This is a genomic window from Bacillus sp. B.PNR1 (genome assembly GCF_030386235.1).
Lineage (GTDB): Bacteria > Bacillota > Bacilli > Bacillales > Bacillaceae > Bacillus > Bacillus stercoris.
The window spans coordinates 956,502-982,380 of record NZ_JANYMN010000001.1 but is presented as its reverse complement, the minus strand read 5'-3'; the positions used below and the strand labels follow the sequence as shown (position 1 = coordinate 982,380).

The following is a 25,879-nucleotide window of genomic DNA, read 5'->3' as shown; positions in this document are numbered from 1 at the left end:
CGAACTTTCTTTCACTGTACAACATTCTTAATGTTGCTTCAATACTTTACAAATCTAAAAGGAATTTTGTAACAAATACAGAATTGGAAATATAAGCGCACAAGAGATGTCTACCCTTATCTTAAAGACAAAAACTGCGCTTATATTAAAAGAAAGAGGTGTCTTTAGAATGGTTCATTTTAAAAACTGCCCTGATCCTTCTCTAAACGCCAAATCTCACCCCGAATTAGAACATATTAAGACAAGAATGCAAAACTTTATTAAGCACTCCGTTACAGACCAAAATATCGAAGTTACTGACGCAAGGGTGACGGCCGAAGGAGAGATTACCTCTCTTTTAAAAGAACGTCTCGACAAGGAATACTATAAGCTTTTATCTAAAATCACCCGGGAAGTAAATGTGGAAGACTTTGGCGCTGTTCCAGATGGAAGAGATAATACTGAGGCTTTTCGAAAAGCAATCGGGAATGGCCGAGTCAAGGTAAACGTTCCAGCAGGAGAATATCACGTACAAGGGATTAAACTCCCCTCTTGGACAACAATTGTTGGACAAGGTAAAGGGATCACAGTGATTAAATTACATGAAGACACTCCAGCACATGAATGGGTGATTACAAATGATGATTATCAAAATGGAAATCGCAATATTTTTGTCCAAGGAATGTCATTAGACTGGAATCCAAGCAGACAATGTGGTGTGAGAAACCCAGGGGGACAGTTCTCCAGTTGTTTGACTTTTGCTAAGGTTGAATATGGATGGATCAAAGATGTGGAAGCTATTAACGCAGGTCTTCATGGCATTGATATCACATCGCCAACGTATGATCATTTGCCTAATACCGATTGGACAAAAGACGGATCAAGATATATTTGGATCGATAACTGTGTGACATATGGTTCGGGAGACGACGGCATTACCACCCATTACAGTGAATACATCTTTATTTCAAACTGCCATTCAGGAAATCCTCGAGGAACAGAATTTGCAGAAGGTGTTTCAAACTCCAACGGAATAGAAATTGACGACGGCTCTAGGCATGTGTGGCTTTTAAATAACTTTACAAGTGGAAACATCCGTGGAGTTGAGGTAAAAGCCCATGAACTTTGGCCGGCCTCTCATAACGTCCATATCATAGGGCATGTTTCTTATCGCGATGTTCGTGCGTTTGATCTTCGTCATATTGGTCACCACCAAATTACAGATCCTGAAAGCACAACAGCATACGATGTCACACTCATTGATTGTTCAGCAGTTGAACCGGTTTTTAACTCGCTTTATGATGCTGTGACACCAAGAGCATTGGTTATTTCAGCGTATAAAAATGTCAATGTAAGCGGATTCACAGCAATTGGTGATCCAGACTATGATTATAAAGGAAATCCTGTTGTGGCTTTGCAATATCGCAGTCAAAATATAACTATTAATGGCATAAAAATTCGAGGGTTTAAAAAGGCCGGCGTTGATATTAATTTATCAGGCGGATCAAATAAAACAGACTATATTAAAATTTCAAATTTCGATATTTATAAATCTGCACCTAAAGGAATTTCAATCGGTGGCGGTCTCTACAATGTGAATATTCTAAATGGAACGATGATTACTGACAATGGGACAGTTGGAATCCAGTCTCCCAATAATCAGGCCACAATTCTTGGTGTACAGTCAGAAGGTTATGGTATAGCAGCCTCAATCAAAGGTCAAGCATACCAACAAGTTCCAATCAATTTGAAAGGAGGCGTACAGCTTGCGACGACCTCTGGCTTTGCCGTAAACCAAACAAGCGCAGTTATAGCAGGTACCGGTGACATTATGGCCCGCGGAGAAAGAAATGCGGTCATCAGCTCTTCTGGAGGCTCCAGTACTGAAGGCTCTCGCGCATTAATCGCTTCTTCAAATAACGCACATCTTAAAGGAAACCATGCTTCAAGAACGATACTGTCTTCTGAAAATATTATACTTGAAGAACCATACACCGTCGCAGGAGGTCATCAATCAATGAAATGGCTTCTTGACTCTGTTGGGGGAAACGGGACGTTTGCCGGGGCAATCAGTTCTTCTTTAGGTGGATATGGAGAGTATTTTGAGAGCTCAAATGGACAGTTAATCCATACGGGTACAATCGTGACTTTAAGAGGTGAAAAGATAGCGCCCGCGAATGTGGGAGATTATATGCTTGGCATTATTTCAGAAACTTCAGCTTTCATTTCAGGAGCCTCAAGTTTCGTCTGGCAGGGCCGTTATTTGACTAATGAGTTTGGCGGATTTATTTATGAGACAGTGACTGATAAGGAAAGCGGTGAACTCATACAAGTTCCCAAACAAAACCCAGACTACGATACAGCATTTGAGGCAAATTATCATTCACGGGCAGCAAGAGACGAGTGGCACGTAGTAGGGTTAGTAGGCCAACATTATGTGCGTGTTGACGAAACTGTCAGTCAAGGTGACTATCTTACAGCACATCATGGAATAGGAACAAAAGCCACCGAAGGAAGCTGGAAAGTAATGAAAATAACTTCTGCTTACACATCAGAAAAAGGATATGGTATCGCTCTAACCGTCATCAAATAGTGGACACCAGGACAAGTTCAATATATGTTTATCCATATAATTAATAATTAGATCCTTTATCAGGTTCGTTTATTAAATAACGATAAGGAGCAGTTGTCAAAACTTATTGTTATAATATAAGTTGATTACGATAGTTAAGATTCGGAAATGGTTGAGGTTGAAAAATTCGATTAACATACAAAGCTACTATTGAAATGAGCAAATAGATATAAAGTTCGGTTTCTCCTTTAAGTATTTACAAATTGCAATTTTCATTTCCCTTCGCCCTCCATGCTATTCAGATAGCGATGAGCAGAATTGTGTAAACCGATGTATGTGCCCTTTGCGACACAAACGAATATGGCGTGTTCAAAGAGTTATTACAAACCCTTACACATCATAGCTTATCGCTATTTGTTTTTCGTCAGATCACGATTTCAACAATAAAACCACCTTATCTGCTGCGTCTACTTGCATTGACAAAAGAGCATGACTGTATGTTCCTAAAATTTGCTTAATATGAGAATGACCTAACCTCTCTTGTACTATTTAGGATTTGTTCCGAAAATTAAGAGGTAAGTATTATGCGTGTGTCTTGCGTATTGTCTGATGCTGAATGATATAAAACAAAATTATGGATCGATAATAGATATACCTGCACTTTGTTTACTAATTATAAACTAAGAAAGATATAGTCAGTTTTTCAAACTAGAATATAATCCCATTCCCAAATAGATTTCTTTAAAAATCTTATTTTGATGCAAATAAAAAAAGCAGGTTATTCCCCGCGCTCATTGAATATCTCCTTTTCCAACCATATCCTTCTTATAAACCAACCCAGGTGTCACACTTTGGTATGCACTTCCCTGTAAAGAATGATAAGGTTCCCAAAAACGGCTTCCTTCATTAAGTGGGAAAACACCAGATGTGCTAAAACCATAGACTTGATACATTAACTTTGAGCAATACGTATACTGATTATCTAGGAAATTCATTGTTATTCAATTGGTCTAATAACTTTAGTTGGCTTTCCTTTATAGTCCAACCACTTGGAGAAAACCCTACCTCAAACAATACCAAGGCCGTAGTAGAAAACGACCTTTTACCATTACTAACGATTTTAATAATCATTTACCATATCCGAGGCGTATATTAGGATTCAACTAAAAGACCATCGCCTCTTAGTAACTCACAATAACAATGATAAAGGAACGATCAGCAGCCCGTTAGCTACCCCTGATTAAAGATGATCTGTTACCACACTGTTACGTTAGAACTTCCACTACTTTGATATCCTTCTGTCGCCATGACTTGGTAAGCCCAATTACTGCCCAGATTCATTCCATGGCTCTTCCATGCGTTCACATGATTGCTGAAAGTGATTGTAGCGTTGCTTCCGGTTGGTCTCTTCGTTTGGCGAACACTCCAGTACTGCGTAAAAGTTGTGCGATCGCCATCAATGGAAGGTGCGTTATAACGTGTCGTTGTATATATGTCATATGTACCTCCATCACTCTTTACAGTACCTTTATACGTTCCGGTAGGTCTGTAAGTACCCCATGAATCCACTACATAATATTCAATGAGAGGTGCTCTCGTCCAACCATATAAAGTCAAATATCCATTGCCATTCGGCGCCCAAACTCCGGCATTATAGTTTATCGTCCTAAATGGCGAACCTGTAGTCCAGCCTTTGCCAACAACGAAATTTCCGGTATTAGACCAATTAACACTGTAATTCCCGCCAGACCCATTGACGGCGTTTACTGTTCCGCCACCATCAGTCCAATTTTGCCAATAGTCTGTGCTAGCTGCAGAGGCGGTTGCCGAAAACAAGCTTATACTCATTAAAGCTGCCGTTAATCCAACTAAAAAATTCTTTTTAAACTTAAACATTTGTTACCTCCTATAATTTTTTTCTGACTTTGACATGAGGTAGCACTTGTATATATTTAAAACATTCTAATGACTAACGCCATAGCTTTTGATCGTTCCCTTCAGTATAATACCACGAATTCACGAGTGAATATTAAAAGTATTTGTAATTTAATTACAAATACCTAAAAATCATATTATAGATGGTTTTGTTCTGCCATATTCTAATTCTTTCTTCGCAGGATCACAATTCTTGTTTCTAAATCTGATGGAGTAACATCTGTAACCAATTCCCATTGGAACCATTTCGTATAAAGGTGATATTCATGAGAGATATTGAAATTATTGTAGCTGATCCAGATGGTGATCTTGACTTTCAAGCTCTAATGCAACGTTTCATGTCCAAAAAATCAGCTTATAAGATTGTCGATGTTATCTATAAAGACGGTCAGTCAATTGCCTCTAAATCGCTCACTGTGCGTAAGACATTTTGAATTCACTATAGTTATAGAATTACTCACGATTAATTTAGACAAAATAAGACAAGTTTTATCACGTTTTCAATCGCATTAACAAAGTAATCCTTGCATTCCTTCGCCCTCCATGCTTTATTCAGATAGCGATGCGCTGAATTGTGTAAGCCGATGTACATGCCCTTTGCGGCACACACGAATGTGGTGTGGTCAAAGAGGTATGACAAAGCCTTACACAGCGCAGTTCATCGCTTTTTTATTTCGTCAGGTCACATGTTAAGACACGATTTGGTTTTCAAGTAGAAGCCGTCGCCCTTGATTCCGGATATTTAACGACTCCGATCTGTAAAGGATTATCTGACCGACAAATCTTTGGTGTCATCGCACAAAGACGTTATCACCCTATCCGAGGCTTGTTTCCAAAATGGAAATTTCATTATGACATTGAACAAGACAGATACATTTGTCCATATCACCAAACACTTACATACGCAACAACTGATCGAAAAGGCTACCGGTCATATAAATCAAATCCTGAAATCTGTTCCGCATGCCCGCTGCTTGAAAACTTGACAAAATCAAAGAATCGGCAGAAAGTGATTACTCGGCATGTTTGGGAAGATCATAAAAAAAGGACAGACAAAATCGCTTGTCTGTTTCAGGAAAAAACCTCTACAAAAAAAGAAAAGAAAAAATAGAGCGAAGCTTGGCAGATTCAAAACAGCTGCATGGGCTTCGCTATTGCAGGTTGAGGGGAAAACGAAATGTGAGTGAACAAGTTCTCCTCACAGCCGCATGCCAGAACATGAAGAAGATTGCCACATACCTAGCCAAGCAGGGCTAGGCATGTGGGAGCGCTTTTTCTGCATCTCTGAAACCTGATGAATATCTAAAGAAACTGTATAAAACAAAAAAGCTTGTAGAAAAAACATCGTTTTCTCTACAAGCTGAAGGTACCATTTGGTACCTTTTTTACCTTTACTTCGTATTTCTTGTGAATTTTGGTAGTTCGAATATAATTGCTATGATGCCACAGATCCCGATTAAAACAGGATAGAAGGAGTAATGCAAGATGCTGACGGGTGAAACATTTCCAAACTTCCCGGCCGATAACATCTGCGCTCCATAAGGAATTAAACCTTGTGTCATGCAGGAAAAGATATCTAAGATACTTGCCGACTTTCGATTGTCGATTTTAAATTCATCAGAGATATTTTTGGCAATCGGCCCGGCTGTAATAATAGCAATCGTATTATTGGCAGTAGCTAGGTTAGTAACGCTGACCAATCCGGCAATACCGGCTTCAGCACCTTTTTTCGAATGGATTTTTTTAGAAATGACTCCCAGTAAAAACTCAATCCCGCCGTTTTGTTTCATGACGCCGACCATTCCGCCAATTAACATTGAAAGGACGATAAGATCAGACATTCCGGCAATTCCATCTGTAATTGCTTTAAAATAAGACTCAAGCGTTAAGCTGCCGCTTACAAACCCTATAATTCCTGTTAAGATCAATCCGCCAAAAATGACAGCCACCACATTAAAACCAATTAACGCAAAGACTAACACGGCAACATAAGGAAGTACTTTAAACCAGCTGTAAGATTCAGCTCCAGTATGTCCTATGTGTCCTGTCGGTATAAAAAATAATAAAATGATAGTTATGATAGCAGCAGGCAAAACGATCAAAAAATTCGTTTTAAATTTATCCATCATTTGTGTTTTTTGTGAACGTACTGCCGCGATGGTGGTGTCCGAAATAAAAGAAAGATTATCTCCAAACATAGCTCCGCCGACAACAGCTGCAATTGCGACTGCAGAAGACAAGCCCAGTTCTCCACTCATACCAGCGCTAATTGGAGCAACTGCCGCAATCGTCCCCATTGATGTTCCCATCGAAACAGAAATAAAACAAGCAATGATAAAAAGCCCAGGCAGTATAAACTGCTGCGGAATAATGCTCAAAGCAAGGTTGACGGTTGAGTGTACTGCTCCCATCGCTTCAGCTGCAGAAGCAAAAGCACCTGCTAATATAAAAATGATAACCATAATAATAATATCAGGATGTCCCGCACCGGAAGCAAACCATTCAATTTTCTGATTGAGCGATTGCTTCTGGTTAAATGATAGCGCGAAAGCTGATGCTATAATTGCCGCAATCAATATTGGTAATTTATAGAAATCTCCAGTCAATACACCAGAGCCGACAAAAAGACCTACAAATAAAACTAGCGGCAATAGCGCCCAAGGATTTCCATTCTGTTTCATCTAAGTAGCCACCTCTAATTTCAATATCAAAACCGTTAAACATAGTCTAAACAACATTCCATACTTTAAAAGGCTACAGTAAAAAAGTCAAGCTGAAAAATAGTATTAGTATTTATTAAATTAATAACAGAAAAGAAAGAAGGATTATTCAAGGTGAGGAAAAAACACTCTTATCAACAGATTATTTGGAAAGTACAATATGCAAATAAAACTGTTTGATGAGGTGTGTTTAAGCGGGAATATCTAGAAAATTAAAACTTTTTTATTAAACTTTGGGGGAGTTGGCAACAACGATATTCGGCAGAAAAAACAGTAAGGAAAGGGTTCATACGCTTCCTCTATATGCACCAACTCAATCTGCAGTCGTAGCAACTGTTATTCAAACAAGATAAAACAATTTCAGAGAACATGAGAAGATTTTACAAGAAAATGCTTTCAATAAGAAAAACGCCCAGCACTTTATTAAAATGGTCCCTGTTTTATATTTAAATTGAATTTTTAAAAGCATTAATTGCTTCGTTTCGCAACAGCATATTATCTTTATTAACCATGCCTAAGTTGTAAGCTTTTTTGATCATATCTAATAACTGCGAATCCAATGCAGAAAGGCTGTCTCCACCAATTAATCTTGATTTCCAATAATCTAAAGACTTATTTAGGTCAAGTGAGCTTTTTTTATTCTCGGGTTCTACTACCTCATTTTTCTCAAGTTTTTCACAGAATTCACTAAAACCAATGGATGAAGGAGTTGGATTATTCCCTCCATACCCTTCTGTAGCCAAGCTGCAAAATGCTAAGAATTTTGGATCATAAATAAGTTCACTTGAGTTTACATTTACCAACCTAATCACAATCCTATTTGACCTCTTTCTTTAAGCACACTCTAAACCTCACAATGAATAAAATAATTATTTTATCACTATTATACTACAATTTTCCATATTTCCAATAAACAAAAAGCAGTCAATTCAGATCTGCTTCTTAGTGTTTTCATCCTTTAACTTTTTGTTTAGTTTGAACCCAATTAAGACGTTGACAATCGCAGCGGGAAAATATAAAATTCCTGCACCCATTATTCCTAACGCGGTACTTGAACCCACTATAAATGCCTGTATTTCTGTGTTTCTTGACTTCAAGCTAAGTAATACGAGGAGACCAGCTAAAACACCCATAAGCCGTGCAATACCTGGAATAAAGAAATCTGTCAGGATTCCAAATAATTGCCCTATAATTGATAGCACAACCCCGAAAAAGCTGGACAATAAAACTAAATTTTTAATGGCATTTCACCCCTTTTTAAAGCCGCTTCCATTCAACATACCCAAACCGCTTTTGAAACAGTTTTATGTTCTTCGGATATATACAGCTGACAGATTAACTATTCTTTCAATTTCAAAATAAAATTATCATTTTTAATATAAAAAGCCCCTATAAGGGATTCTTAGTTAGTTTGTTCCTTCAACCTTACTCGTTAAGTAAGCCACTTGTTTTTCTAAATCAGCAACTCTTTCTTCAAGAGTTTTTGGCTTAGGCGCATTTTTCTTCTCTTCAAGCTCAATTGCTGCTTTTTCAATTTCCTCTACTGTAGGAATAGGTTCACTTTTTCTCCAAGCAGTAAAGATATGTCTCCCGTTATCATTTACAAATTCCCAATGATAAGATTCGTCTGAATGAGGGAACATATACATTAAAACTTCCGGAAGAATCGATCCATGAATATTCCAAATTTCTGATACGTCTTGACCAACTTTAAACTCCACAAAAACATCTCCTCAATTATCAAACTCTTCTATATTATATTATATTTTCATTATATAGGTAAAGAGTTTACTATAATTAAACAATTTCACTTCACAGCCATATATCTATTGTTTGCAATGTAAAGCCGTCAGGCAGCTTCTTCATTTTCACATTAACATTGAACCTCTTGCCGACTGTTCTATGTACAATAACTAACTCTTCTACATTAAAGTAACGTACAATGGCCTCATCAAATACAATTGGCTGATTAACCACGTATCCTCTTTTAATGCTCTGTTAAACAAATAAGGGTCATTTTTATACAGCTCATATAGAACATTGGCTTATTATTCATTTTTGTTTCTAGGCAGTTCAAAATTAATCAACGGTATGCATAAGTCTTTGTCTGATAAATTTAATTTGTTTCTAAAGTATTTAAATGCTTCATCCTGTTCTTTAGAAATAATGCTTAACATTTTTCCATTCTCCTTTTTATATAATGTTTTAATACAAACTAAATTGGGTAAAAATTTGTAGAGGTGATTTCTTTGAATAATGATCATAAAGTTACGCATTACTCTTCATTTATTTTTTCAACAATCATGGTTTTGCTGGTTGCCATCTTTCCAGAATACACTTCTTGGTTTGTAACAGTTTTCTTCTTGGGTTTTGCACTTATCTATACATTCCAAAAACATAGAACAAGTTCCTCAAAAGCACTTTCTTATATTTCGTATTTTTTATTCATCGTATCATTGACTTACACTTTAATCCTCCTCCAAACGTAAAATTGTGGTCATTCGGAAATCACCCCACATTTATCCATTTAAACTATAAAATGAAATTTTCCAACTAGTCAGCCTTAATCACTCATATATTCATTCCATTCAATAAAAGCATCATTTAAAGGTTGTCTGTTTCTTGAATCCGTCATCCTGCAAAACCAATAAATATATCCAGATTAAATCTAATTGCTTCTCGTTAGGTAAAATAGTGACTCCTTATGTATAGATAACCATTTTTTAAAAGAATGATGAACATGTGTGGCAGGTTCACTTTATTTTCTGAGTTTGATGACATCATCGAGCAATTCAACCTAGATCAATTCTTGCCCGAAGATGAATATTACCCAAGCTATAATGTCACTCTTTACAAACTTCGTAACATTCTCCTTACATTCTTACTCTATGTAAATTTTACCACTATTATTTATTTGAATAACAAAAAAAGACAGCTAAATCAGACTGTCTTATACAACGTGCTATCGTGTTCTATAATAATTTTCTGCTGTATAGTACTGCCATACCCAAAAAGCTTCCCCATTTGATTGTATATACCGGTCTAGAAATATCTCAAAATTTAAATTTAATAGTGTATACTCACCTATTTGTAAAATATAAAGATAGTTGGGATCACCTTCATCTAATTTATCTTTGTCGATCATCAAGTGGCAGCCTTCTAATAAGTGAGCAATTGGGATGCCATTGATGCCTTCAAACAAATCCTCATATTTTAATTCTTCTTCAATCTCTTCAAGGATAAATAAATAAAGTCCCCCACCTATGTTCTACCCATCAGCAAGTATCTGAAAAATTTTCGCTCCATTATGTAGTGTAATGAACTTCTGATAATCCTTTGGAAGGGTAAGCTGGTGTTTAGCCTCAAAGCTTTGAATGTCATTCAAGGTTGCTTTGTCCTTTGAAAATGTAACAAGGAACTCCATGATATAACCTTCATAACAAAAAAATTTAATGGCTCCTTTTTCATCTAAGAGACTTTTCAAACCGTTTACAGTCCTATGAACAAAGCTAGTCAAATAAATCACCCCATATATAAAAGCTATTTATAATCACAAATACATGGCAAATGAAACTTTAAGCATTAACAATTTTACTCATAATAGAAGCAGCATTTGTGGTGAACAAAATGTAAGTGTTATTTGCGTTTTAATCACTACCCTATCCGTAGAGCCATAAGGAAATCCAATCCTTACTGCACTTTTTTCCTCTCCCCCATAGTTTGGATCAAGAAATACATCATTGATTTCTTTGATTGGAATTTCAATTTTGGATAGCTGCCAATTGATAATTAAGTTTTCATTTAATTTTTCAACGTTGATTCCAAGCATAAAAACATTCCCCTTTTGACTATGAATTCAGTGAAATTTTAACATGCGCCTGGAAGTTTAAAAGAGAAATACGATGATATTAAGGAAAAATTAAATTCACAATAATTGGATATAGGATTATAATTATTGATGGTTTACCGATATAAATAGAGAACAAACATTCTAAAAGGGGAAATGAAGTTGAAGAAAGTATTATTAGGTTTTGCAGCATTCACTTTGAGCTTATCATTGGCAGCCTGCAGCTCAAATGATTCTGAAAAAGTAAGCACAGAAAAAGAAACACCACAAGCTTCTACAGATGTAGAAAAGAAAACAGAACAAAAGGAATCTACTAAAGAAAAAACTGCTGACAAGTCTAAGGAAAAAGACAAAAAGGAATTGGTCGATGTTACTCTAGATAGAGCAATTGATGGTGACACAATTAAAGTAAGCTACAATGGAAATGTAGACACAGTTCGCTACTTGCTCATTGATACACCTGAAACTAAGAAACCAAATTCTTGTGTTCAACCATACGGTGAAGATGCTTCTAAGCGAAATAAAGAATTGGTCAACAGTGGTAAAGTGCAACTTGAATTTGACAAAGGCGATCGCAGAGATAAATACGGAAGACTATTAGCTTATGTTTATGTGGATGGCAAATCTGTTCAGGAAACATTGCTAAAAGAAGGATTGGCCAGAGTAGCATATGTATATGAGCCAAACACCAAATACATAGACCAATTTAAGAAAGACGAGCAGGAAGCAAAATCAGAGAAGCTTTCAATCTGGAGCAAGAATGGATATGTGAACGAGCGAGGATATAATGGCTGTGTGAAAGAGAAAACCACTGCAGTTAAAAAAGCAACAACATCTAAACCGGCAGCTAAACAGCCTACTACTCCAAAGGCATCAAGTGAAACTTCGACTACAACTGAAAAAGAAGCTTCTTCAGAGACAACTGGAGAAACAGAAACATTTAAAAATTGCACAGAGTTAAGAAAGAAATATCCGAATGGAGTGCCTAGCTCCCACCCTGCTTACCAATCTAAAATGGACAGGGATCATGACCACTATGCATGTGAACGCTAATTGAAAGCCCTTATTGGCTTTCTTTTTTATTTTTTGGGCTCTTTACACAAAAAGAGGCTATCCACAGATTAAAAAAATCGGGACAACCTCTTTTTAACAATATCTAATCAATCATCTAATTTTTACTCAAAAAAAGCTTTTGAATAATTAACGATACCTTGCACATCTTCAAGAGAATTATCTGCTAATTCTAGAGCCATAAACACTTCATCAGGCACCTCAAATGGGGCTTTTATATTCCATAAGCTAGCTGGCTTAAAACCAAACCTTGGATAATAATCTTTATGTCCTAAAACAATTACTGAACGATAACCAAGCTCTATTGCGTTTTTTAACGCAGTACGAATTAATTTACTCCCAATTCCTTTTTTCTGATAATCAGGCGCAACCGAAACTGGAGCGAGTGCTAAAGAATCGACAGTGTTATCGCCATCTATGATTTTTATTTTAGATAAAAGGACATGGCCTACGATATCTTTATCTTGATTTAATGCGACCAATGAAAGTTCAGGAATGAATGCATCTGATTTTCTAATCCTATTTACAAGTAAATGCTCTTTCTTGTCACTATATTCTTCATTTAAAAAAGCTCTTTTAACAATTTCTTCAGTCGTATTATATTCATGTGTGAGTTCTTGTCTAATTAAGAATTCCATTCATAGTCTCCTGTTCTTTTAATTAATTACCATAAGATTTTTCTTCATCCTATAAATTGCACTCCCTTAATGACCAGATAGTTACGCCTGATATCTTCTGCTGCTAGAACCAACATTTCTAAAGAGTAAGGAAGCAATCAAAGCTAAAACAAAATAAACAACAACAAACCCGCCCCAGAAGACAAGCGCTTCATCGAATGGAAATCCAAATAGTCTAAAAATAACCCTGTGAACAATACCGGTAATAATAATCAGGATGCTTGTAGAAATTGCAAAAGTAATATGTTTCATCAAGAACAACTCCTTACGAAAGATTTATTACTCTATCAGAGCAGTTAGCTATTTCTGGATCATGCGTTACACATATGATTGTTTTCCCCATTTCTTTCAACTGATGGAAAAGAGAAAGAATAATGTTCTTATTGTACTCATCAAGGTTTCCGGTCGGTTCATCGGCCTAGGTATATACTATTTTATACAACCGGAAAGGAAAATACTAGTATGCAAATGAGCGAAGCAGCTGAGTTAAGAAAAGCTTGGAAAGAAAAAGGGAATCCACCTTGCGACCATCCTAATAGACCCGATAAAGAGTATTACCTTGGTACAAGCACAGGTGATTATGTATGCAGCATTTGTGGTTATTCAGGACATAAGGATTCCTTTAAATATTTTTAAAAGTATTAGAAACAAGGACAGGGATATTATTTTTTATTAAAAGTCAAGAAAATGTTTAAAATTATTAATAATTAAGCAACCAACTGAAATATCACACATTTTATAAACAAAAAGAGAGGATAGATGAACAGGGTGTATTCAACTATCCTTTTTTTGTACAACAAATGACCTCATTTACTACAACAACGGTGTTGTTTGTTCTTCAATTAACGCCCCCGTTACTTTTAAGTACATTTATTCACAAAGTAATCTTTTTTACAGGTCATTTAGTGGTAGCCCCAGGTAAATGCTAATTTACAACGTTAATCAAATTCATACATAAAAAAGTCGAATTCCCTGTCCTTTAAGGAAAACGACTTTTTTATACGACTTCTTCAAGTAAATCCCCATTAACCTTTTTTGGGGACTATTTGTAATCTCTGCGCAGTGAAATTATACCTGTGCTAGCCCGCCATCTACGAACAATTCAACACCCGTCAAGTAACTGCTTTCGTCTGAAGCAAGGAAAGATACAGCGTTTGCTACTTCTTCAGGTGTCCCAACTTTTCCAGCTGGGACAGTATTTCTGGTATTTTCCATTGCTCCTTCAAGTGCATCACCAAAAAGCTCATCGTATGCAGGTGTAAGAATAACTCCTGGACTAACCACATTTACACGGATTTCAGTACCTTTTAGGTCAAGAATCCAGTTGCGAACTAGTGCTCTTAATGCTGCTTTAGATGCTCCATATACACTAAACGCAGGGTTGCCAATTGATCCAGCAGTAGAGCCCGTTACAATAATAGAACCTACTTGGTCCGGGAATAGTGATAACGCTTTTTGAACAGTAAAGATGGTTCCTTTAACGTTAATGTCGAACGTCCTATCAACCTGCTCTTCAGTAATTTCACCTAATGGAAGGAAGTTGCCGATGCCTGCATTAGCAAAAAGAATGTCCAACTTACCTTTTTCCTGCTTTATAATGTCATATAGTTTGTCTAAGTCTTCAAGCTTAGATATATCACCTTGAACACCGGTTACGTTCTTGCCAATTTGGTTAACAGCTTTATCAAGTTCGTTTTGTCTACGTCCCGTGATATAAACATATGCACCTTCGTTTACAAATTTTTGTGCTGTAGCAAGACCAATCCCGCTTGTTCCACCCGTTACAAGCGCTATTTTACCTTCAAATTTACCCATACTTAACACTCCTTTAGAATTAATTTTATTTTATGTCTAGTACCTTTAAGTACTTGAAGAACAACTTACAAGATATAGTATCCTTCAGTAAGCACATTATCGGAAGTACCCACTTTTTTGTGATATAGTAACTAAAAAGTAATAAATGTGGAATGGAGAGCTTTCGACATGAAAAAATTTAGCTGTGGGTTTGAAGTGACAAAGGAAGTTATTGGTGGAAAATGGAAAGGCCTTGTATTATACTTTTTAATGAATGGACCAAAGAGAACGAGTGAATTAAAGCGCATTATCCCAAATATAACTCAGAAAATGCTGATTCAAACACTTAGAGAGCTTGAAGCCAGTGGACTTGTGAGCAGAAAGATGTATAATCAAGTACCGCCGAAGGTTGAATATTCATCCACTGAACTTGGAGAATCTCTTAAACCTATCTTGCAGGAGCTATGTCAATGGGGAAGCCATTATGCGGAGCAAGAGTATGCAGAAGGCGAATATGAAATTGTACAACCAGACAACTAAAGTTAGGATTGATGTAGCTGCTGAAGTAAATGCTAAACAACTTCAATACCATCACCTAACAGATGAAGAACAGTCAGAAATAAATGAGATATTCAATTTTGAAAGCGGAGTTTTAATAAGAAGTGTCATGGACTATATTCAAGAGAACTTTGATGAGATTCAAAAAAGAGCTGTTTCAAATGTTAAAGAGAAGGTTCAGAAACTTAGCCAAAAAATAAATGAAGATATTGATAATAATATTTAATGCCTATGATCTCTAGATAGGCATTTTTTTGTGCATAAAAAAGACCTGAATTAAAAATCCAGGTCACACTACTCCCCTGTATTCACCTTATTATTTAGTACGTGTTTATTGATTTAACAGGTTTTATTCACATTATCAAAACGGTGTTGGAGGTACACTCAGGTCACAGTTAAGTCACTTTTCTAAGTTTGGACGATAAAACATAAGCTATCTATTGTAAATACAAATTAACAATATCATGATTGGAATTGTGTGTTTCGCTTATGTTCGACAAAATAAGACGATTTCTGACAACAAATTCACTCACAATTACAAATTTACCTTGCATTCCTACGCCCGCCATGCTATATTCATATAGCGATGAGCTGAATTGTGTAAGCCGATGTACATGCCTTTACGGCACACACGAATGTGGCGTGTGGTGCATCGCCTCAATACGCAAAGACGTTTGCCTTAGGCAAACGTCTTTTTTGTGTTATCCGATTTTTGTTCCGTTTGAAACAGGCTGATCTGGCTGCAGCAGAACGACGTCGCCCTGGCCGGGAATGCCGCCAAGGACCAAGACTTCCGATTTGAATCCAGCGATCCGGCGGGGCGGAAAGTTCACGACTGCTATGACTTGCTTGTTGACGAGAACTTCCGGCTGGTAACGCTTCGTGATCTGCGCGCTCGATTGTTTTATGCCGATTTCCGTCCCAAAATCTATTACAAGCTTGATTGCCGGTACTCTTGCTTCAGGAAATTCTTCCGCTTTTACAATTGTTCCCGTTCTGATATCCAATTTCTCAAAGTCTTCAATGACTGCCATATCAATAACTCCTTTTTCTCCTATTGTAAAGGAGATATTCAAGATTCGCTTAACCAAACAGCCATTATTTTTTATCTGAATATAAGGTGTTTCGATACAGGCGGGGCGGCATTCCTGTGCTTTTTGTGAACCATCTGGTAAAAGAAGAAAGGTTTTGAAAGCCCAGCGCCTCGCTCACAACGGTAAGAGTTTCATTTCTCTCCATCAGCATTCGTTTTGCTTCCTCAAGGCGAAGGTCGGCAATATAGTTCTGCGGGGACTTCCCTGTCTGTTTTTTGAACCAGCTTGAATAGTAAGCTGGGTGATAATGCTCGATTTCTGCCAGCTTCTTAATCGTCAGCCGCTCAAATAAATGGCTGTGAATGTATGCAATTGAAGCATAGCTATGGGATTGAAGCTTTTCTTTTATGTATTGTACTAGCATATGAAGCGAGTTGGCTGTTCCGGCCTTTGCTTCCTCTGTCAGCAAGTACCTGATCGAAGACCAGAAAGGATCGAGTGCAGCTTCAATTCCCGATCCTGCACGATACTCATCAATTTTCATTGCATGAAGCGGAACATCCAGTACAAGACATTCATTTCTTCCGATAGAACGGAAGCGATGCTCGCACTCCGGCGGAATATATAAAAAATGATCCGGATTTAATTTCACCTGGCGCCCCTCAGTCTCAAGATCTATACTTCCTTGAAGCGGAAATAGAAATTGGCTGTACGCGTGCTTATGTGAATGATATAGGCGTGTGTATGTCCGTTTTTCGCAAATAATCTCTTGAAGCGATTCCATCAGCAACCCCCTTCCTTTGGTCATCTTTTGATCCGGTAATGGTGTTCCGATATAGGCGAAAATCCGATTTTTTCATATAACGAAACTGCCGCCAGATTTTCTTTCATCACTTGTAAAAACATGCGTTCCGCTCCGTTGTTTTTTGCCCATTCAGTCAACACCCTGATCACTTGGGTTCCTGCCCCTTTTCCTCTGTGCTCCTCGGCTACAACGATATTACTAAGTCCGCCATAACCATCAATAACAGAAACCGTGCCAAGCGCTGTCAGGCTTCCTTTGTCATACATCTTAAAAAAAGTTTTACACGGCGGCATGCGTTCGAAAATGTGTTTGTAACCTTTGTGACGCTCGGGCGAAAACCCTTCTAATTGAATAAATTCATCTATCCAAACAGATGATGGCTCTTGTTCCCACTTGTATGTAAATCGGCTGTTGTCATTTGTTCGGCTCATAATCGACCGGCACAACGCCGTCATTTGGAAGCACTCGTCAACCTTTTCATATCTGCTTTCTGCCAATGCGTCATCAAGCCCTTTCGGTGATGCGTTGCTAATATGAAAACAAACAGGCAAGCCTAAACTTTGATAAAAAAGTTCGGCCTCAAGCTGAAAATCCCCTTCAGGCATATCCGCAGAAGTCCATACGCTATTTGCCCTTTTGGTTACGCCGAAATTCGCTCTGAGAAGCCATTGCCCTATGCTTTTTTGAATATAAGGCGGCCATGAAGCTGCCGCTAACCGTTCAATCTTGTGAATGTCATCCATTGCATAATGCCTCTCCCCTTTGTATACTCCCTTGACATTATACAATATTCAGAAATATAAGACACCTTTTATAGGTTTACATAATAGTTTTATTGCTTATTAATAAACCTGACAAAAACGTCCTAATTGAAAATGACAGGCTTTCTGAAATGTTCTCCTCGCGTTCAAATGCTTCTTTTGCAATTAAAGCAGCAAAGCCATGCAGCAGGCTTCTAAGCCCCCTTGTCGCATGAATGGCAGTCTTTTCACTTGCATAGCCGTTTTCAATGAGCAGCTCTGTCACAAGACGGACAATTTGGTCTGAAGCGATTTCCGCTCTTTTGTCCTGAACCTTAAGCAGAGCCGCTTCATAATATCCGGGATTTTCAATTGCAAAATCAACATATGCATGAGCTAAAGAAAGCATAGCCGAATCTCCCTTTCGTTCCGTTACGGAGTCCGCCATTTGATCAAAAAGCTTTGTCAGTCCTCTGACAGCAAGTTCTGTTCTGATTGCTTGCAGCCCGTTGATATGGTTATACAATGACGGAGGGCGTACATTCATTTTTTTAGAAAGCGCTGCAAGTGAGACACCATTTACCCCTTCCTGATCAGCGATCTCAGCTGCAGCGTCTATAATCATTTTTGGGGTTAATCCTATTCTCGGTGACATGCTCATCATCCTTTCTTTGCTTTTTGGATCGCCTGTCTCATCCGCTCTGTAGGTGATCGCAGGAAATTTCCATGTCCGACAGCGAGACAGGAAGGCGCCTTATCAGCGAGCAATTGTGCACTTTTGATGGCCTCCTCCTTATTCCATGTAGCGAAAGCGGGAAAAGGAAACGTCCATTTTATCTGGCCTGATACAGCGATTCCTCCGCGCAACTGAAACGCATCCCCTGCTATTAAAGTGCCGTTTCTTGTATCAAGAAATGACATGCTGCCTGGTGTATGGCCGGGTGTAGGGATGGCAAGCAGGGAACCAATTGTTTCACCGCCCGTCAGCAGTTGGTGAGGCTTTGTTTGTATGTGTTTCGGAATACCTCCTTTTATAGGCGTCTGCGGCTCATCTTGCCGCAAGGATGTGTCACCTTGAAGCAAGAATGAATCCCGTTCCGAGATCATGACCTTCGCATGCGGAAATGTTTGTGCCAATGTATCCAGTGATCCAACATGGTCCCCATGTGCATGAGTCAGTAAAATATGCTGAAGCGGTTTTCCAATTTGATTCACAGCTTGAATGATTCCTTTATAGCTGCCTGGAAGCGCGGCATCAATAAGGGTGACTTCGTTTTCTTCCTCTACTAAATAGCAATTGACTGGAAACAATGCTGGAAAAAAAGTCAGCTGCCAAACGGTTTGATACTGAGTCATTCTCATCTTTTTATTCCCCCTAACAAAAAACTAATGGCGTTAGTTTTATTATTAACTAATACCATTAGTTTTTCAAGAGTTTATTATTTTTTTATCGCTACATAAATGTTAACTTGTGCCCGCTGTGGCACTGCAGCACTTCGATCATACACCTCAAAGTCACCTGTAAACGTGCGCAGATGTCGCTTATCCCACGTCCAAATGTCCTTCCACGTTTCAAGCACAATCTCTTCAATAGGACCGATTCTGGAAGTGAAAACGGCATAAGCGGAAGCCGGCAAATCAATGTTTTCATATGGTTCCGGAAGGATGTCGTCGTATTCCTGAAACGTTCCGATTGAAAATGTGTAAAGCCCATTTGTCTCCTGTTCATAATTCGAATATAAGGCAATAATGCTCTGGTCTTTTTCTCCCTGTGATAAAAGAACGCTCATATCCTGCTTCCAGAATTGGTCCCACAGTGCCGGAATCCTCCTTTCTTCCGTCATTTCCAGTGCGTTGCTTGTCTGTTGTGAAAGTCCGGCAAATCGTTTCCGGTCTAAATGTGTCATATGTGAAAAGCCCATACGATCTCCTCCTTTTTTTAAGATTATAGACAAAGAAACCTGACAGCAGTGTGTCAGGTTTCATATATTTTTTGCATGTGATGAATGGTTTCTTTTACTTTATCCCGTATATGAAGAGGCTGCAGAACCTCAATATCCTTTTCGAACTGGAGCAAAAAACCGATCAGCCATTGATCTTCAGGAAGCGAAATCACTGCCCGGCAGATTTCATTTTCATCACAGTGAAGGACATCATATCCGAACCATTCACCTATGCGCTGACGTGCTGCCGGCTGAACAAGAATAACCAATTCAGTTAAACGGTCCTTTTGGTACCATCTCTTATCCCATGGCAAAGTGTCCAGCTGAATGTCTTTTCTGATAAAGGTCTGATGTAAGATGGCCAGATCTTTCATCCGGTTTAGTTTAAAAAAACGAAAATCATTTCTTACCAGGCAGTAGGCATATAAATACCAGTGCCCCGCCTTGCAAACCAATGTATAAGGTTCAGTCTCCCGAAGCAGTGTTTCCCCGCTTGCGCTTGTATATGTAAAAGATATCGTTGACAATCGATCGATGGCGGCGCTGATTTTCTCACGAAGCGCCTTTTGATCCTCAGTCTGGCCCCAAGCCGTCATGTCAATAAACCATTTTTCAGTTTGGTGCTTAAATGCTTCGGCTGACTGCTCAGGTATGAGGTGCTTGATTTTTCGATAAGCTGTGCTGTGAGAAACAGGTTCGTGCATAGATGAAACACTCTGCAAAGCAGAAGCGATCGCAAACAGCTCCTCCTCCTTCAGCCACTCTCTCTCAAGCCGATACGTCTCCATAATGCCAATTCCGCCCCCGGAGCCCTGTGAGGTCACAATTGGAATACCAGCCCTATTGATCGTCTCAATATCACGGTAAATGGTTCTGACTGATACTTCAAACAGCTCAGCAAGTTCAGCAGCCTGCACTTGTTTTTTGCTGATTAATAATACAACCATCGCTAACAAACGTTCCAGTTTCATTCTGCGCACCTTTTCTTCTTGTATTTCCCATCAAAACAATCATAACATTTTGATAAAGCTTGGGCATATCTATTATGCGGCCACATACACCTTGCATATGTTATGAAAACAGGGGTTCCCCCTTCTTTTTTGTGTTCAGTATTTGATTTCAGCTACTATTTCCAACCGGATAAGCATACACTTCTCAACGGAGGGGATTTCACATCATGCATTTTACACTTCAAAGCGTTTATCCTGCCATGATCATCATCTTTTTTCTGTATAAAAAAATTAAAAGGTCCATCGGATACCAGCCGCTGAAGCCCCGCTGGCTGTTCACCCGCATCATTCTTTTCTCGCTGTTTGCTTTTGTGCTTTCAATCTTCAGCCTCATCCACCCTTTTTTATATGGATATCTCATTATGGGTATTCTTGGCGGATGGCTCCTTGTCTTTTTCGCTAAGAAAAACATCTCCTTTAAAAAACGCAGAGGAAAGATCTATTTTCGGACTCATATTTGGGTAGAGGTAATTCTCTTAACTTTATTTCTATCAAGATTTCTGTATCGAGTGACGGAGCTTTATCTTACCTCACCTGATCTAAACAGCCTTGGATCATACAGTCAGTCAATCGGAACGGACCCTCTGACAATTGGCGTCTTTTTTCTGATAGCCGTTTATTATATCGGTTTTTCCTCTTTTGTCATCAAGCTTAGCCGAAACGAACTCGAACAGCACAGACACAATAAAGAAAAAGACATCCTTGCCCGCTAACAGCGAATTAAGCAAGGATGTCTTTTTCAATCATGCTGTGTATGATGGATCATTTGTTGAAGAACATCTAAAACATGTTCATCCTCCGGAGAGTAATAAATTGATGTTCCTTCTCTGCGCGATTTGACAAGCCGGAGATTTTTTAAAAATCTAAGCTGGTGGGACACTGTAGACTGCAGTAAATTCAGCTTTTCTGCAATTCCGTTTACTGCATGTTCACCCTGTGACAATAAATGAAGAATTCTGATTCGGGTAGGATCAGAAAGCGCTTTGAATGTTTGCGCTACTAGAAACAAAGTCTCCTCGTCCAGATCAGCAGCCGATTGTTCCGTTTCTCTAAATTCAGTCATATGTATCACCTTTCTTTATTCATAATTTTATCTTATAACAAATGCGCTTGAGTGCAAAACAGCCTGCTTGTATTCCATTTCAATCTCATAGTTTAAATTTATGTTTCAAATTAGGTTTTTACTTGGTCTGATTTATCGTTCTATGTCATAATAAAAAGGTCATACTGCTCCAAACATTGAGGGTGAAACACAGTGAAGAAAAAGAGAAAAGGCTGTTTCGCTGCTGCGGGTTTTATGATGATTTTTGTCTTTGTCATCGCCTCTTTTTTATTGGTATTGCTTTTTTTTAACCGGGATTTAATCAAAAAACTTCCGATCGATACAAAAACGATTGTTTTGGAACGTTTAACCGATTACAAACCCTTGGTGGAAGAAGAGCTTGAAAGCCAAGGACTCTCTCATTATACATCACTCATATTAGGCATGATGTATCAGGAGTCAAAAGGAAAAGGCAATGATCCCATGCAGTCCTCTGAATCTCTGGGGTTAAAACGCAATGAGATAACAGACCCTCAACTCAGTGTTAAACAAGGCATCAAGCAATTTACCCTCATGTACAAGACCGGTAAGGAAAAAGGTGTGGATTTGGATACTATTATTCAAAGCTACAACATGGGGGCAGGTTACATTGATTTTGTAGCTGAACATGGAGGAACGCATACTGAGGAATTGGCAAAACAATACTCCGAGCAGCAAGTCAAAAAAAATCCTGATCTGTATACTTGCGGGGGAAACATGGAGAATTTCCGCTATCCGTATTGCTACGGTGATTATACGTATGCAGAAAAAGTAAAAGAAAAAACAAAAACTGTTGAAGAATCTATGCAGGTTGCAACACTTGAAACCATGGAATCCAAGGCTCATGAATAAGAGTCTATCAATTTGCTGATAAAAGCCCAAACATGAATTTGGGCTTTTGTCATGTTTACATGTAAAAAAAGCCATACTCAGTATGGCTTTTAATAATATGGTGAAATCATCAAATATACAATAACGCCTGTAAGGCTTACATACAGCCATAAAGGCATTGTCCATCTGGCGATTTTTTTATGGCGCTCTACCTGCATGCTGAAGCCTCTGATCAGCGTAAACAGCGCAAGCGGCACAATGATTGCAGAAAGGCAGATATGTGTAATTAAAATAAAGAAGTAAATCGGACGCATAATACCTTCTCCGCCATAAAGCGTATTTTCCGCAATCGAGTGGTAAGTCACATAGCAAATCAAAAATAGTAATGTTGTTGTGAATGCGGCTAAGATAAAGCGTTTGTGAGCTTTAATATTTTTCTGTTTAATCATAATCAGCGCGGCCAATAAGAAGATAAACGTAAAGCTGTTGAATATCGCATTCAGCATGGGCAAAATGTGAATATTCGCATGGCTGAACTGATCTAATTTAGGCATAAAAAACAGCACTGCGATTAAACCGTTAATCAGAACTGTCAGCGTGAGGACAATCCCCGTGTAATTTTTCGGTTTATTTTCTGTTTGATTCATTTGGTGACCTCTCCTAATTTGTACTGGCTATCCAAATCGTATGCAAATTCAAAGAAGATGTCAACGTTTTCGACTGCTTCGTCAGAAATTAGACACACTTCAAAGGCCGGCGGCTATTAGCCCCGGCCCTGTTAGGTTTACGCTTCTTTTATCAGATGTTCAATGACCTTATGTTCATTTTCATTCAGCAGGTTCTTTTGAATTTTCGAATGAATGGGTTTATTCATATGCTGATCCAAGATATCAGCCGTTTCTTTATCCCCGGCGATGACCATTCGTTCCCATCTTTTCGCAGCAGCTTTTTGATCTAGGCTGGCAGCCAGCCGCTTATATAGTCTCGATTGGTTCTCTGTTACATGTTCCCTCATCCGGTTCTCTTCAAATGCTTCCGCTTTGTTTACAGCGGAATGGCAATTCTTCCAAGACTCATTGATCATATCATACTCATAACGCTCCACCGTCTCAATTTCCCCTAAAACGGTTTCAATAATTTTCACTTCATGCTGCTGAGTTAAAATAAACGCCGTACTTGGGTATGTTTGGCGCAAATCCCTTAGCTGATCCAAGACAGCTGTTTCTTCCCAGTAAAATCTAGTATCTACAGGGACTTGAAGCTTAATCGCTTCCCATATGCCACTGTCGGAAACAAAAAACACGAGACTGCGGGGCATGTCTTTTCCCATTGCATTCAGGTATTGATTCATTTTAGCTCTTATTCCATCCAGACACTTCTCCTCCTCTGGATTACTAGCAGCCAAATACTCTTTTAATCGGCTGAATCCTGACTTTAGGGCAATCTTCCATTCCCCCCTCTGCTGCTCTGGATCTCTCGTATCTGTATTGAGATACAGGGAGAGAATTTTATCCGGCGGTTCCAATTGGACATATTGTAATTTGTTAATCAATGAATCAATCGCCATTCCGCTTCCTCCTTTTTCACAGGTTAGTTTTCTATTTCCTCTCTTAAAAATGATCAAACCTGACTTAGCGTTAATTTCTAGTAATAATGGAATTGTTGTTTACAATACGCCTCTCTTCTAATACAATTGGTAACTGTGTTTCTAAGCAGTTTTTTGAAAGGAGTTTGATCTTGTTTACTATTAAAGAAAAAAATCGTCAAGAGCTTGAGGAAGAGCTAAATGAATTAGAATTTCAAATTTACCGAATGCAGGAGAATATGAAGGATTTATCTAAGGATGCCAAAGTGCTTGGTATTGATCAATCGAAACATCAAGAGTGGATGATTGTTTCCTCGATTGATGATGGCCAAACATGCAAAATTATGCTTACTGATTGTAAAACGGCTTACAGAGGAAAAGGCAGTTTTTCACTTGTAGCGTCTTACAAGGATGATGCCATTCATATCGGGGACATCAAAGGCCCTCCGAATCACGGGTTTGGTTCCATTTGCATGAAATATTTAAAAGATATCGCCAGAGACCACAATATTCCGAAAGTCACAGGCGACATTGCCAAGCGTGATTGGAATCATGTAGACCGGCTGATTCATTTTTATGAAAAACATCAATTCAAAGTATGCGTCGATCCTGATACACAATCCGGCAGCATTAAGTGGGTTGATTTGTAAAAAAATCTGGAATCATGAGCCTAGATGTGCTGTAATGGTGTAAAACCATTGATGGAGGGTTCTATGTACGTCTCAAAACTGAAAAAGGGAGACGAGATCCGGATTGTGTCTCCCGCAACCAGCATGTCTATATTATCAAACGAAGCAAAAGTTCAAGCAAAAACAACATTAGAACGCTTAGGTTATCGGGTCACCATTGCTGAACATGCAAATGAATGTAACGAATTTGATTCATCCTCTATCGAATCAAGAGTCCATGATCTGCACACGGCCTTTTTTGATCCAGGCGTCAAAGCGATTTTAACGACACTCGGAGGCTTCAATTCAAATCAGCTGCTGCGCTATCTTGATTACGAAAAAATCAAACAGCATCCAAAAATTCTGTGCGGCTATTCTGATATAACGGCCCTCAGCAATGCCATTTATCAAAAAACGGGTCTTGTTACGTATTCAGGCCCCCACTTTTCAACATTTGCAATGAAAAAAGAGCTCGATTATACACAAGATTATTTTCTTTCTTGCTGCGCTTCGGACGATCCGTTTGAGATTCATCCTTCGAGCGAATGGAGCGATGACCGCTGGTATTTGGATCAAGAAAGCAGACGCTTTTATCCAAATAACGGACCTGTTGTGATTCAAGAGGGTTATGCGGAAGGCACTTTGATTGGCGGAAACCTATGCACGCTTAATTTGCTGCAGGGAACGGAGTATTTTCCAGAAACAGAACATACCATCTTATTGATTGAAGATGATTATATGTCAGACATCCACATGTTTGACCGCGATCTGCAATCACTCATCCACCTCCCCGCTTTTTCACATGTAAAGGGTATTTTGATCGGCAGATTTCAGAAAGCATCAAACGTATCAATGGAGCTCGTAAAAGCCATGATCGAAACAAAAAAAGAATTATCCGGCATCCCGGTCATCGCAAACATAAATGCTGGACATACCTCGCCAATTGCCACATTCCCTATAGGGGGAACATGCAGAATTGAAGCTGTTTCGGGCACATCGCGAATATGGATCGATAAACATTAATCAGCT

The 25,879-nt window shown here is 38.6% G+C and carries 27 protein-coding genes and 7 pseudogenes; 13 read left to right on the top strand and 21 right to left on the bottom strand.

Translation table 11 applies throughout. The features are described from left to right. Positions 1–169 precede the first annotated feature (169 nt). Positions 170–2,572, top strand: a complete 2,403-nt coding sequence (locus NZD81_RS05525; RefSeq protein ID WP_289859692.1) for a peptidase G2 autoproteolytic cleavage domain-containing protein — start codon at positions 170–172, stop codon at positions 2,570–2,572. Positions 2,573–3,805: 1,233 nt separating this feature from the next. Here the strand turns inward: NZD81_RS05525 and xynA are convergent. Next, on the bottom strand, positions 3,806–4,447 hold the full coding sequence (xynA, locus tag NZD81_RS05520; protein ID WP_069149704.1) for an endo-1,4-beta-xylanase XynA: 642 nt from the start codon (positions 4,445–4,447) through the stop codon (positions 3,806–3,808). A gap of 311 nt (positions 4,448–4,758) precedes the next feature. Here xynA and NZD81_RS05515 point away from each other — a divergent pair. Together NZD81_RS05515 and NZD81_RS05510 are read left to right on the top strand one after the other, a co-directional pair. Then, positions 4,759–4,914 (top strand): annotated as a pseudogene (locus NZD81_RS05515) (ATP-dependent DNA ligase); the annotation flags it as partial. A 269-nt stretch (positions 4,915–5,183) separates the two neighbouring features. Then, positions 5,184–5,743 (top strand): annotated as a pseudogene (locus tag NZD81_RS05510) (transposase); the annotation flags it as partial. 134 nt (positions 5,744–5,877) lie between these two features. Here the strand turns inward: NZD81_RS05510 and NZD81_RS05505 are convergent. The 4 genes and pseudogenes from NZD81_RS05505 to NZD81_RS05490 form a co-directional block, all read right to left on the bottom strand. Continuing rightward, positions 5,878–7,167 carry a Na+/H+ antiporter NhaC family protein gene (locus tag NZD81_RS05505; RefSeq protein WP_069149705.1) on the bottom strand — a complete coding sequence of 430 codons (1,290 nt, stop codon included), beginning with the start codon at positions 7,165–7,167 and terminating at the stop codon, positions 5,878–5,880. A gap of 485 nt (positions 7,168–7,652) precedes the next feature. After that, positions 7,653–8,009, bottom strand: coding sequence for a hypothetical protein (locus NZD81_RS05500; protein WP_282372312.1), 357 nt, complete (start codon positions 8,007–8,009; stop codon positions 7,653–7,655). Positions 8,010–8,612: 603 nt separating this feature from the next. Further along, positions 8,613–8,927: an XkdW family protein gene (locus tag NZD81_RS05495; protein WP_014664233.1), complete on the bottom strand. Its 315-nt coding sequence runs from the start codon at positions 8,925–8,927 to the stop codon at positions 8,613–8,615. Between the two features lie 91 nt (positions 8,928–9,018). After that, positions 9,019–9,383, bottom strand: a pseudogene (locus NZD81_RS05490) (hypothetical protein). Positions 9,384–9,455: 72 nt separating this feature from the next. On the opposite strand from NZD81_RS05490, the gene NZD81_RS05485 reads away from it, so the two are divergent. Together NZD81_RS05485 and NZD81_RS05480 are read left to right on the top strand one after the other, a co-directional pair. Then, positions 9,456–9,695: a hypothetical protein gene (locus tag NZD81_RS05485; protein WP_081483625.1), complete on the top strand. Its 240-nt coding sequence runs from the start codon at positions 9,456–9,458 to the stop codon at positions 9,693–9,695. Between the two features lie 251 nt (positions 9,696–9,946). Continuing rightward, positions 9,947–10,051 (top strand): annotated as a pseudogene (locus NZD81_RS05480) (hypothetical protein); the annotation flags it as partial. Between the two features lie 117 nt (positions 10,052–10,168). On the opposite strand, the pseudogene NZD81_RS05475 reads toward NZD81_RS05480, so the two are convergent. Next, positions 10,169–10,723, bottom strand: a pseudogene (locus tag NZD81_RS05475) (SMI1/KNR4 family protein). A gap of 58 nt (positions 10,724–10,781) precedes the next feature. Further along, positions 10,782–11,035 (bottom strand): annotated as a pseudogene (locus NZD81_RS05470) (SunI/YnzG family protein). Positions 11,036–11,215: 180 nt separating this feature from the next. Here NZD81_RS05470 and yokF point away from each other — a divergent pair. Beyond that, positions 11,216–12,106, top strand: coding sequence for an endonuclease YokF (gene yokF, locus NZD81_RS05465; RefSeq protein ID WP_282372319.1), 891 nt, complete (start codon positions 11,216–11,218; stop codon positions 12,104–12,106). Positions 12,107–12,228: 122 nt separating this feature from the next. Here the strand turns inward: yokF and NZD81_RS05460 are convergent, their stop codons facing one another. The 3 genes and pseudogenes from NZD81_RS05460 to NZD81_RS05450 form a co-directional block, all read right to left on the bottom strand. Then, a complete protein-coding gene (locus NZD81_RS05460; protein WP_003230849.1) occupies positions 12,229–12,762 on the bottom strand; it encodes a GNAT family N-acetyltransferase in 534 nt (177 codons plus the stop codon). Positions 12,763–12,843: 81 nt separating this feature from the next. Continuing rightward, positions 12,844–13,053: a bacteriocin-like WGxF protein gene (locus tag NZD81_RS05455; protein ID WP_040082925.1), complete on the bottom strand. Its 210-nt coding sequence runs from the start codon at positions 13,051–13,053 to the stop codon at positions 12,844–12,846. Positions 13,054–13,066: 13 nt separating this feature from the next. Next, positions 13,067–13,219 (bottom strand): annotated as a pseudogene (locus NZD81_RS05450) (ABC transporter ATP-binding protein); the annotation flags it as partial. A gap of 44 nt (positions 13,220–13,263) precedes the next feature. Between NZD81_RS05450 and NZD81_RS05445 the strand changes: the two are divergent. Next, complete coding sequence (locus NZD81_RS05445) at positions 13,264–13,437, top strand: hypothetical protein (RefSeq protein ID WP_169051584.1); 174 nt, start codon at positions 13,264–13,266, stop codon at positions 13,435–13,437. A 432-nt stretch (positions 13,438–13,869) separates the two neighbouring features. Here the strand turns inward: NZD81_RS05445 and NZD81_RS05440 are convergent, their stop codons facing one another. Then, entirely contained in the window at positions 13,870–14,616 is a 747-nt protein-coding gene (locus NZD81_RS05440; protein WP_014664239.1) for an SDR family NAD(P)-dependent oxidoreductase, read from the bottom strand. Between the two features lie 168 nt (positions 14,617–14,784). Between NZD81_RS05440 and NZD81_RS05435 the strand changes: the two genes are divergently transcribed. Further along, entirely contained in the window at positions 14,785–15,135 is a 351-nt protein-coding gene (locus NZD81_RS05435) for a winged helix-turn-helix transcriptional regulator (protein WP_014664240.1), read from the top strand. Next, on the top strand, positions 15,110–15,379 hold the full coding sequence (locus tag NZD81_RS05430) for a hypothetical protein (RefSeq protein ID WP_134975448.1): 270 nt from the start codon (positions 15,110–15,112) through the stop codon (positions 15,377–15,379). The genes NZD81_RS05435 and NZD81_RS05430 overlap by 26 nt, the downstream gene beginning before the upstream one ends. A gap of 475 nt (positions 15,380–15,854) precedes the next feature. Here NZD81_RS05430 and csaA read toward each other — a convergent pair whose 3' ends face one another. The 7 genes from csaA to NZD81_RS05395 all read right to left on the bottom strand — a co-directional run bounded on the left by csaA (position 15,855) and on the right by NZD81_RS05395 (position 20,646). After that, positions 15,855–16,187: a chaperone CsaA gene (csaA, locus tag NZD81_RS05425; protein WP_014664243.1), complete on the bottom strand. Its 333-nt coding sequence runs from the start codon at positions 16,185–16,187 to the stop codon at positions 15,855–15,857. A gap of 64 nt (positions 16,188–16,251) precedes the next feature. Next, on the bottom strand, positions 16,252–16,977 hold the full coding sequence (locus NZD81_RS05420) for a helix-turn-helix domain-containing protein (RefSeq protein WP_080478332.1): 726 nt from the start codon (positions 16,975–16,977) through the stop codon (positions 16,252–16,254). A gap of 14 nt (positions 16,978–16,991) precedes the next feature. After that, positions 16,992–17,735: a GNAT family N-acetyltransferase gene (locus NZD81_RS05415; protein ID WP_289859691.1), complete on the bottom strand. Its 744-nt coding sequence runs from the start codon at positions 17,733–17,735 to the stop codon at positions 16,992–16,994. Positions 17,736–17,811: 76 nt separating this feature from the next. After that, positions 17,812–18,387, bottom strand: a complete 576-nt coding sequence (locus NZD81_RS05410; protein WP_289859690.1) for a TetR/AcrR family transcriptional regulator — start codon at positions 18,385–18,387, stop codon at positions 17,812–17,814. Between the two features lie 5 nt (positions 18,388–18,392). Continuing rightward, a complete protein-coding gene (locus tag NZD81_RS05405; RefSeq protein ID WP_289859689.1) occupies positions 18,393–19,094 on the bottom strand; it encodes an MBL fold metallo-hydrolase in 702 nt (233 codons plus the stop codon). 77 nt (positions 19,095–19,171) lie between these two features. Continuing rightward, positions 19,172–19,654, bottom strand: a complete 483-nt coding sequence (locus NZD81_RS05400) for a GyrI-like domain-containing protein (protein ID WP_289859688.1) — start codon at positions 19,652–19,654, stop codon at positions 19,172–19,174. A 53-nt stretch (positions 19,655–19,707) separates the two neighbouring features. After that, entirely contained in the window at positions 19,708–20,646 is a 939-nt protein-coding gene (locus NZD81_RS05395) for a helix-turn-helix transcriptional regulator (protein WP_289859687.1), read from the bottom strand. Positions 20,647–20,852: 206 nt separating this feature from the next. On the opposite strand from NZD81_RS05395, the gene csk22 reads away from it, so the two are divergent. Then, the gene (gene csk22 / locus NZD81_RS05390) at positions 20,853–21,398 is read left to right on the top strand and encodes a mother cell-specific sporulation protein Csk22 (RefSeq protein ID WP_282372339.1); all 546 of its coding nucleotides are present in this window, start codon (positions 20,853–20,855) and stop codon (positions 21,396–21,398) included. Positions 21,399–21,424: 26 nt separating this feature from the next. On the opposite strand, the gene czrA is transcribed toward csk22, so the two are convergent. Further along, positions 21,425–21,748, bottom strand: coding sequence for a Zn(II)-responsive metalloregulatory transcriptional repressor CzrA (gene czrA, locus NZD81_RS05385; protein ID WP_003231284.1), 324 nt, complete (start codon positions 21,746–21,748; stop codon positions 21,425–21,427). Between the two features lie 192 nt (positions 21,749–21,940). Between czrA and NZD81_RS05380 the strand changes: the two genes are divergently transcribed. Continuing rightward, entirely contained in the window at positions 21,941–22,618 is a 678-nt protein-coding gene (locus tag NZD81_RS05380; protein ID WP_289859686.1) for a lysozyme family protein, read from the top strand. An 89-nt stretch (positions 22,619–22,707) separates the two neighbouring features. On the opposite strand, the gene NZD81_RS05375 is transcribed toward NZD81_RS05380, so the two are convergent. Continuing rightward, a complete protein-coding gene (locus NZD81_RS05375) occupies positions 22,708–23,244 on the bottom strand; it encodes a DUF420 domain-containing protein (protein WP_003231280.1) in 537 nt (178 codons plus the stop codon). A gap of 137 nt (positions 23,245–23,381) precedes the next feature. Beyond that, on the bottom strand, positions 23,382–24,164 hold the full coding sequence (locus NZD81_RS05370; RefSeq protein ID WP_148343712.1) for a VLRF1 family aeRF1-type release factor: 783 nt from the start codon (positions 24,162–24,164) through the stop codon (positions 23,382–23,384). 170 nt (positions 24,165–24,334) lie between these two features. On the opposite strand from NZD81_RS05370, the gene NZD81_RS05365 reads away from it, so the two are divergent. Together NZD81_RS05365 and NZD81_RS05360 are read left to right on the top strand one after the other, a co-directional pair. Beyond that, positions 24,335–24,832 (top strand): N-acetyltransferase, encoded by a 498-nt coding sequence (locus NZD81_RS05365; protein WP_040082905.1) that lies wholly within the window; start codon positions 24,335–24,337, stop codon positions 24,830–24,832. A gap of 63 nt (positions 24,833–24,895) precedes the next feature. Further along, complete coding sequence (locus NZD81_RS05360; protein WP_282372345.1) at positions 24,896–25,873, top strand: S66 family peptidase; 978 nt, start codon at positions 24,896–24,898, stop codon at positions 25,871–25,873. The last annotated feature ends 6 nt before the right edge of the window (positions 25,874–25,879 follow it).

Excerpts from the sequence above, each read along its gene's own strand:
- NZD81_RS05525 (WP_289859692.1), top strand. The coding sequence starts at position 170 with ATGGTTCATTTTAAAAACTGCCCTGATCCTTCTCTAAACGCCAAATCT.
- xynA (WP_069149704.1), bottom strand. The coding sequence starts at position 4,447 with ATGTTTAAGTTTAAAAAGAATTTTTTAGTTGGATTAACGGCAGCTTTA.
- NZD81_RS05505 (WP_069149705.1), bottom strand. The coding sequence starts at position 7,167 with ATGAAACAGAATGGAAATCCTTGGGCGCTATTGCCGCTAGTTTTATTT.
- NZD81_RS05460 (WP_003230849.1), bottom strand. The coding sequence starts at position 12,762 with ATGGAATTCTTAATTAGACAAGAACTCACACATGAATATAATACGACT.
- NZD81_RS05455 (WP_040082925.1), bottom strand. The coding sequence starts at position 13,053 with ATGAAACATATTACTTTTGCAATTTCTACAAGCATCCTGATTATTATT.
- NZD81_RS05445 (WP_169051584.1), top strand. The coding sequence starts at position 13,264 with ATGCAAATGAGCGAAGCAGCTGAGTTAAGAAAAGCTTGGAAAGAAAAA.
- NZD81_RS05440 (WP_014664239.1), bottom strand. The coding sequence starts at position 14,616 with ATGGGTAAATTTGAAGGTAAAATAGCGCTTGTAACGGGTGGAACAAGC.
- NZD81_RS05435 (WP_014664240.1), top strand. The coding sequence starts at position 14,785 with ATGAAAAAATTTAGCTGTGGGTTTGAAGTGACAAAGGAAGTTATTGGT.
- NZD81_RS05430 (WP_134975448.1), top strand. The coding sequence starts at position 15,110 with ATGAAATTGTACAACCAGACAACTAAAGTTAGGATTGATGTAGCTGCT.
- csaA (WP_014664243.1), bottom strand. The coding sequence starts at position 16,187 with ATGGCAGTCATTGAAGACTTTGAGAAATTGGATATCAGAACGGGAACA.
- NZD81_RS05415 (WP_289859691.1), bottom strand. The coding sequence starts at position 17,735 with ATGGATGACATTCACAAGATTGAACGGTTAGCGGCAGCTTCATGGCCG.
- NZD81_RS05410 (WP_289859690.1), bottom strand. The coding sequence starts at position 18,387 with ATGTCACCGAGAATAGGATTAACCCCAAAAATGATTATAGACGCTGCA.
- NZD81_RS05405 (WP_289859689.1), bottom strand. The coding sequence starts at position 19,094 with ATGAGAATGACTCAGTATCAAACCGTTTGGCAGCTGACTTTTTTTCCA.
- NZD81_RS05400 (WP_289859688.1), bottom strand. The coding sequence starts at position 19,654 with ATGGGCTTTTCACATATGACACATTTAGACCGGAAACGATTTGCCGGA.
- NZD81_RS05395 (WP_289859687.1), bottom strand. The coding sequence starts at position 20,646 with ATGAAACTGGAACGTTTGTTAGCGATGGTTGTATTATTAATCAGCAAA.
- csk22 (WP_282372339.1), top strand. The coding sequence starts at position 20,853 with ATGCATTTTACACTTCAAAGCGTTTATCCTGCCATGATCATCATCTTT.
- czrA (WP_003231284.1), bottom strand. The coding sequence starts at position 21,748 with ATGACTGAATTTAGAGAAACGGAACAATCGGCTGCTGATCTGGACGAG.
- NZD81_RS05375 (WP_003231280.1), bottom strand. The coding sequence starts at position 23,244 with ATGAATCAAACAGAAAATAAACCGAAAAATTACACGGGGATTGTCCTC.
- NZD81_RS05370 (WP_148343712.1), bottom strand. The coding sequence starts at position 24,164 with ATGGCGATTGATTCATTGATTAACAAATTACAATATGTCCAATTGGAA.
- NZD81_RS05360 (WP_282372345.1), top strand. The coding sequence starts at position 24,896 with ATGTACGTCTCAAAACTGAAAAAGGGAGACGAGATCCGGATTGTGTCT.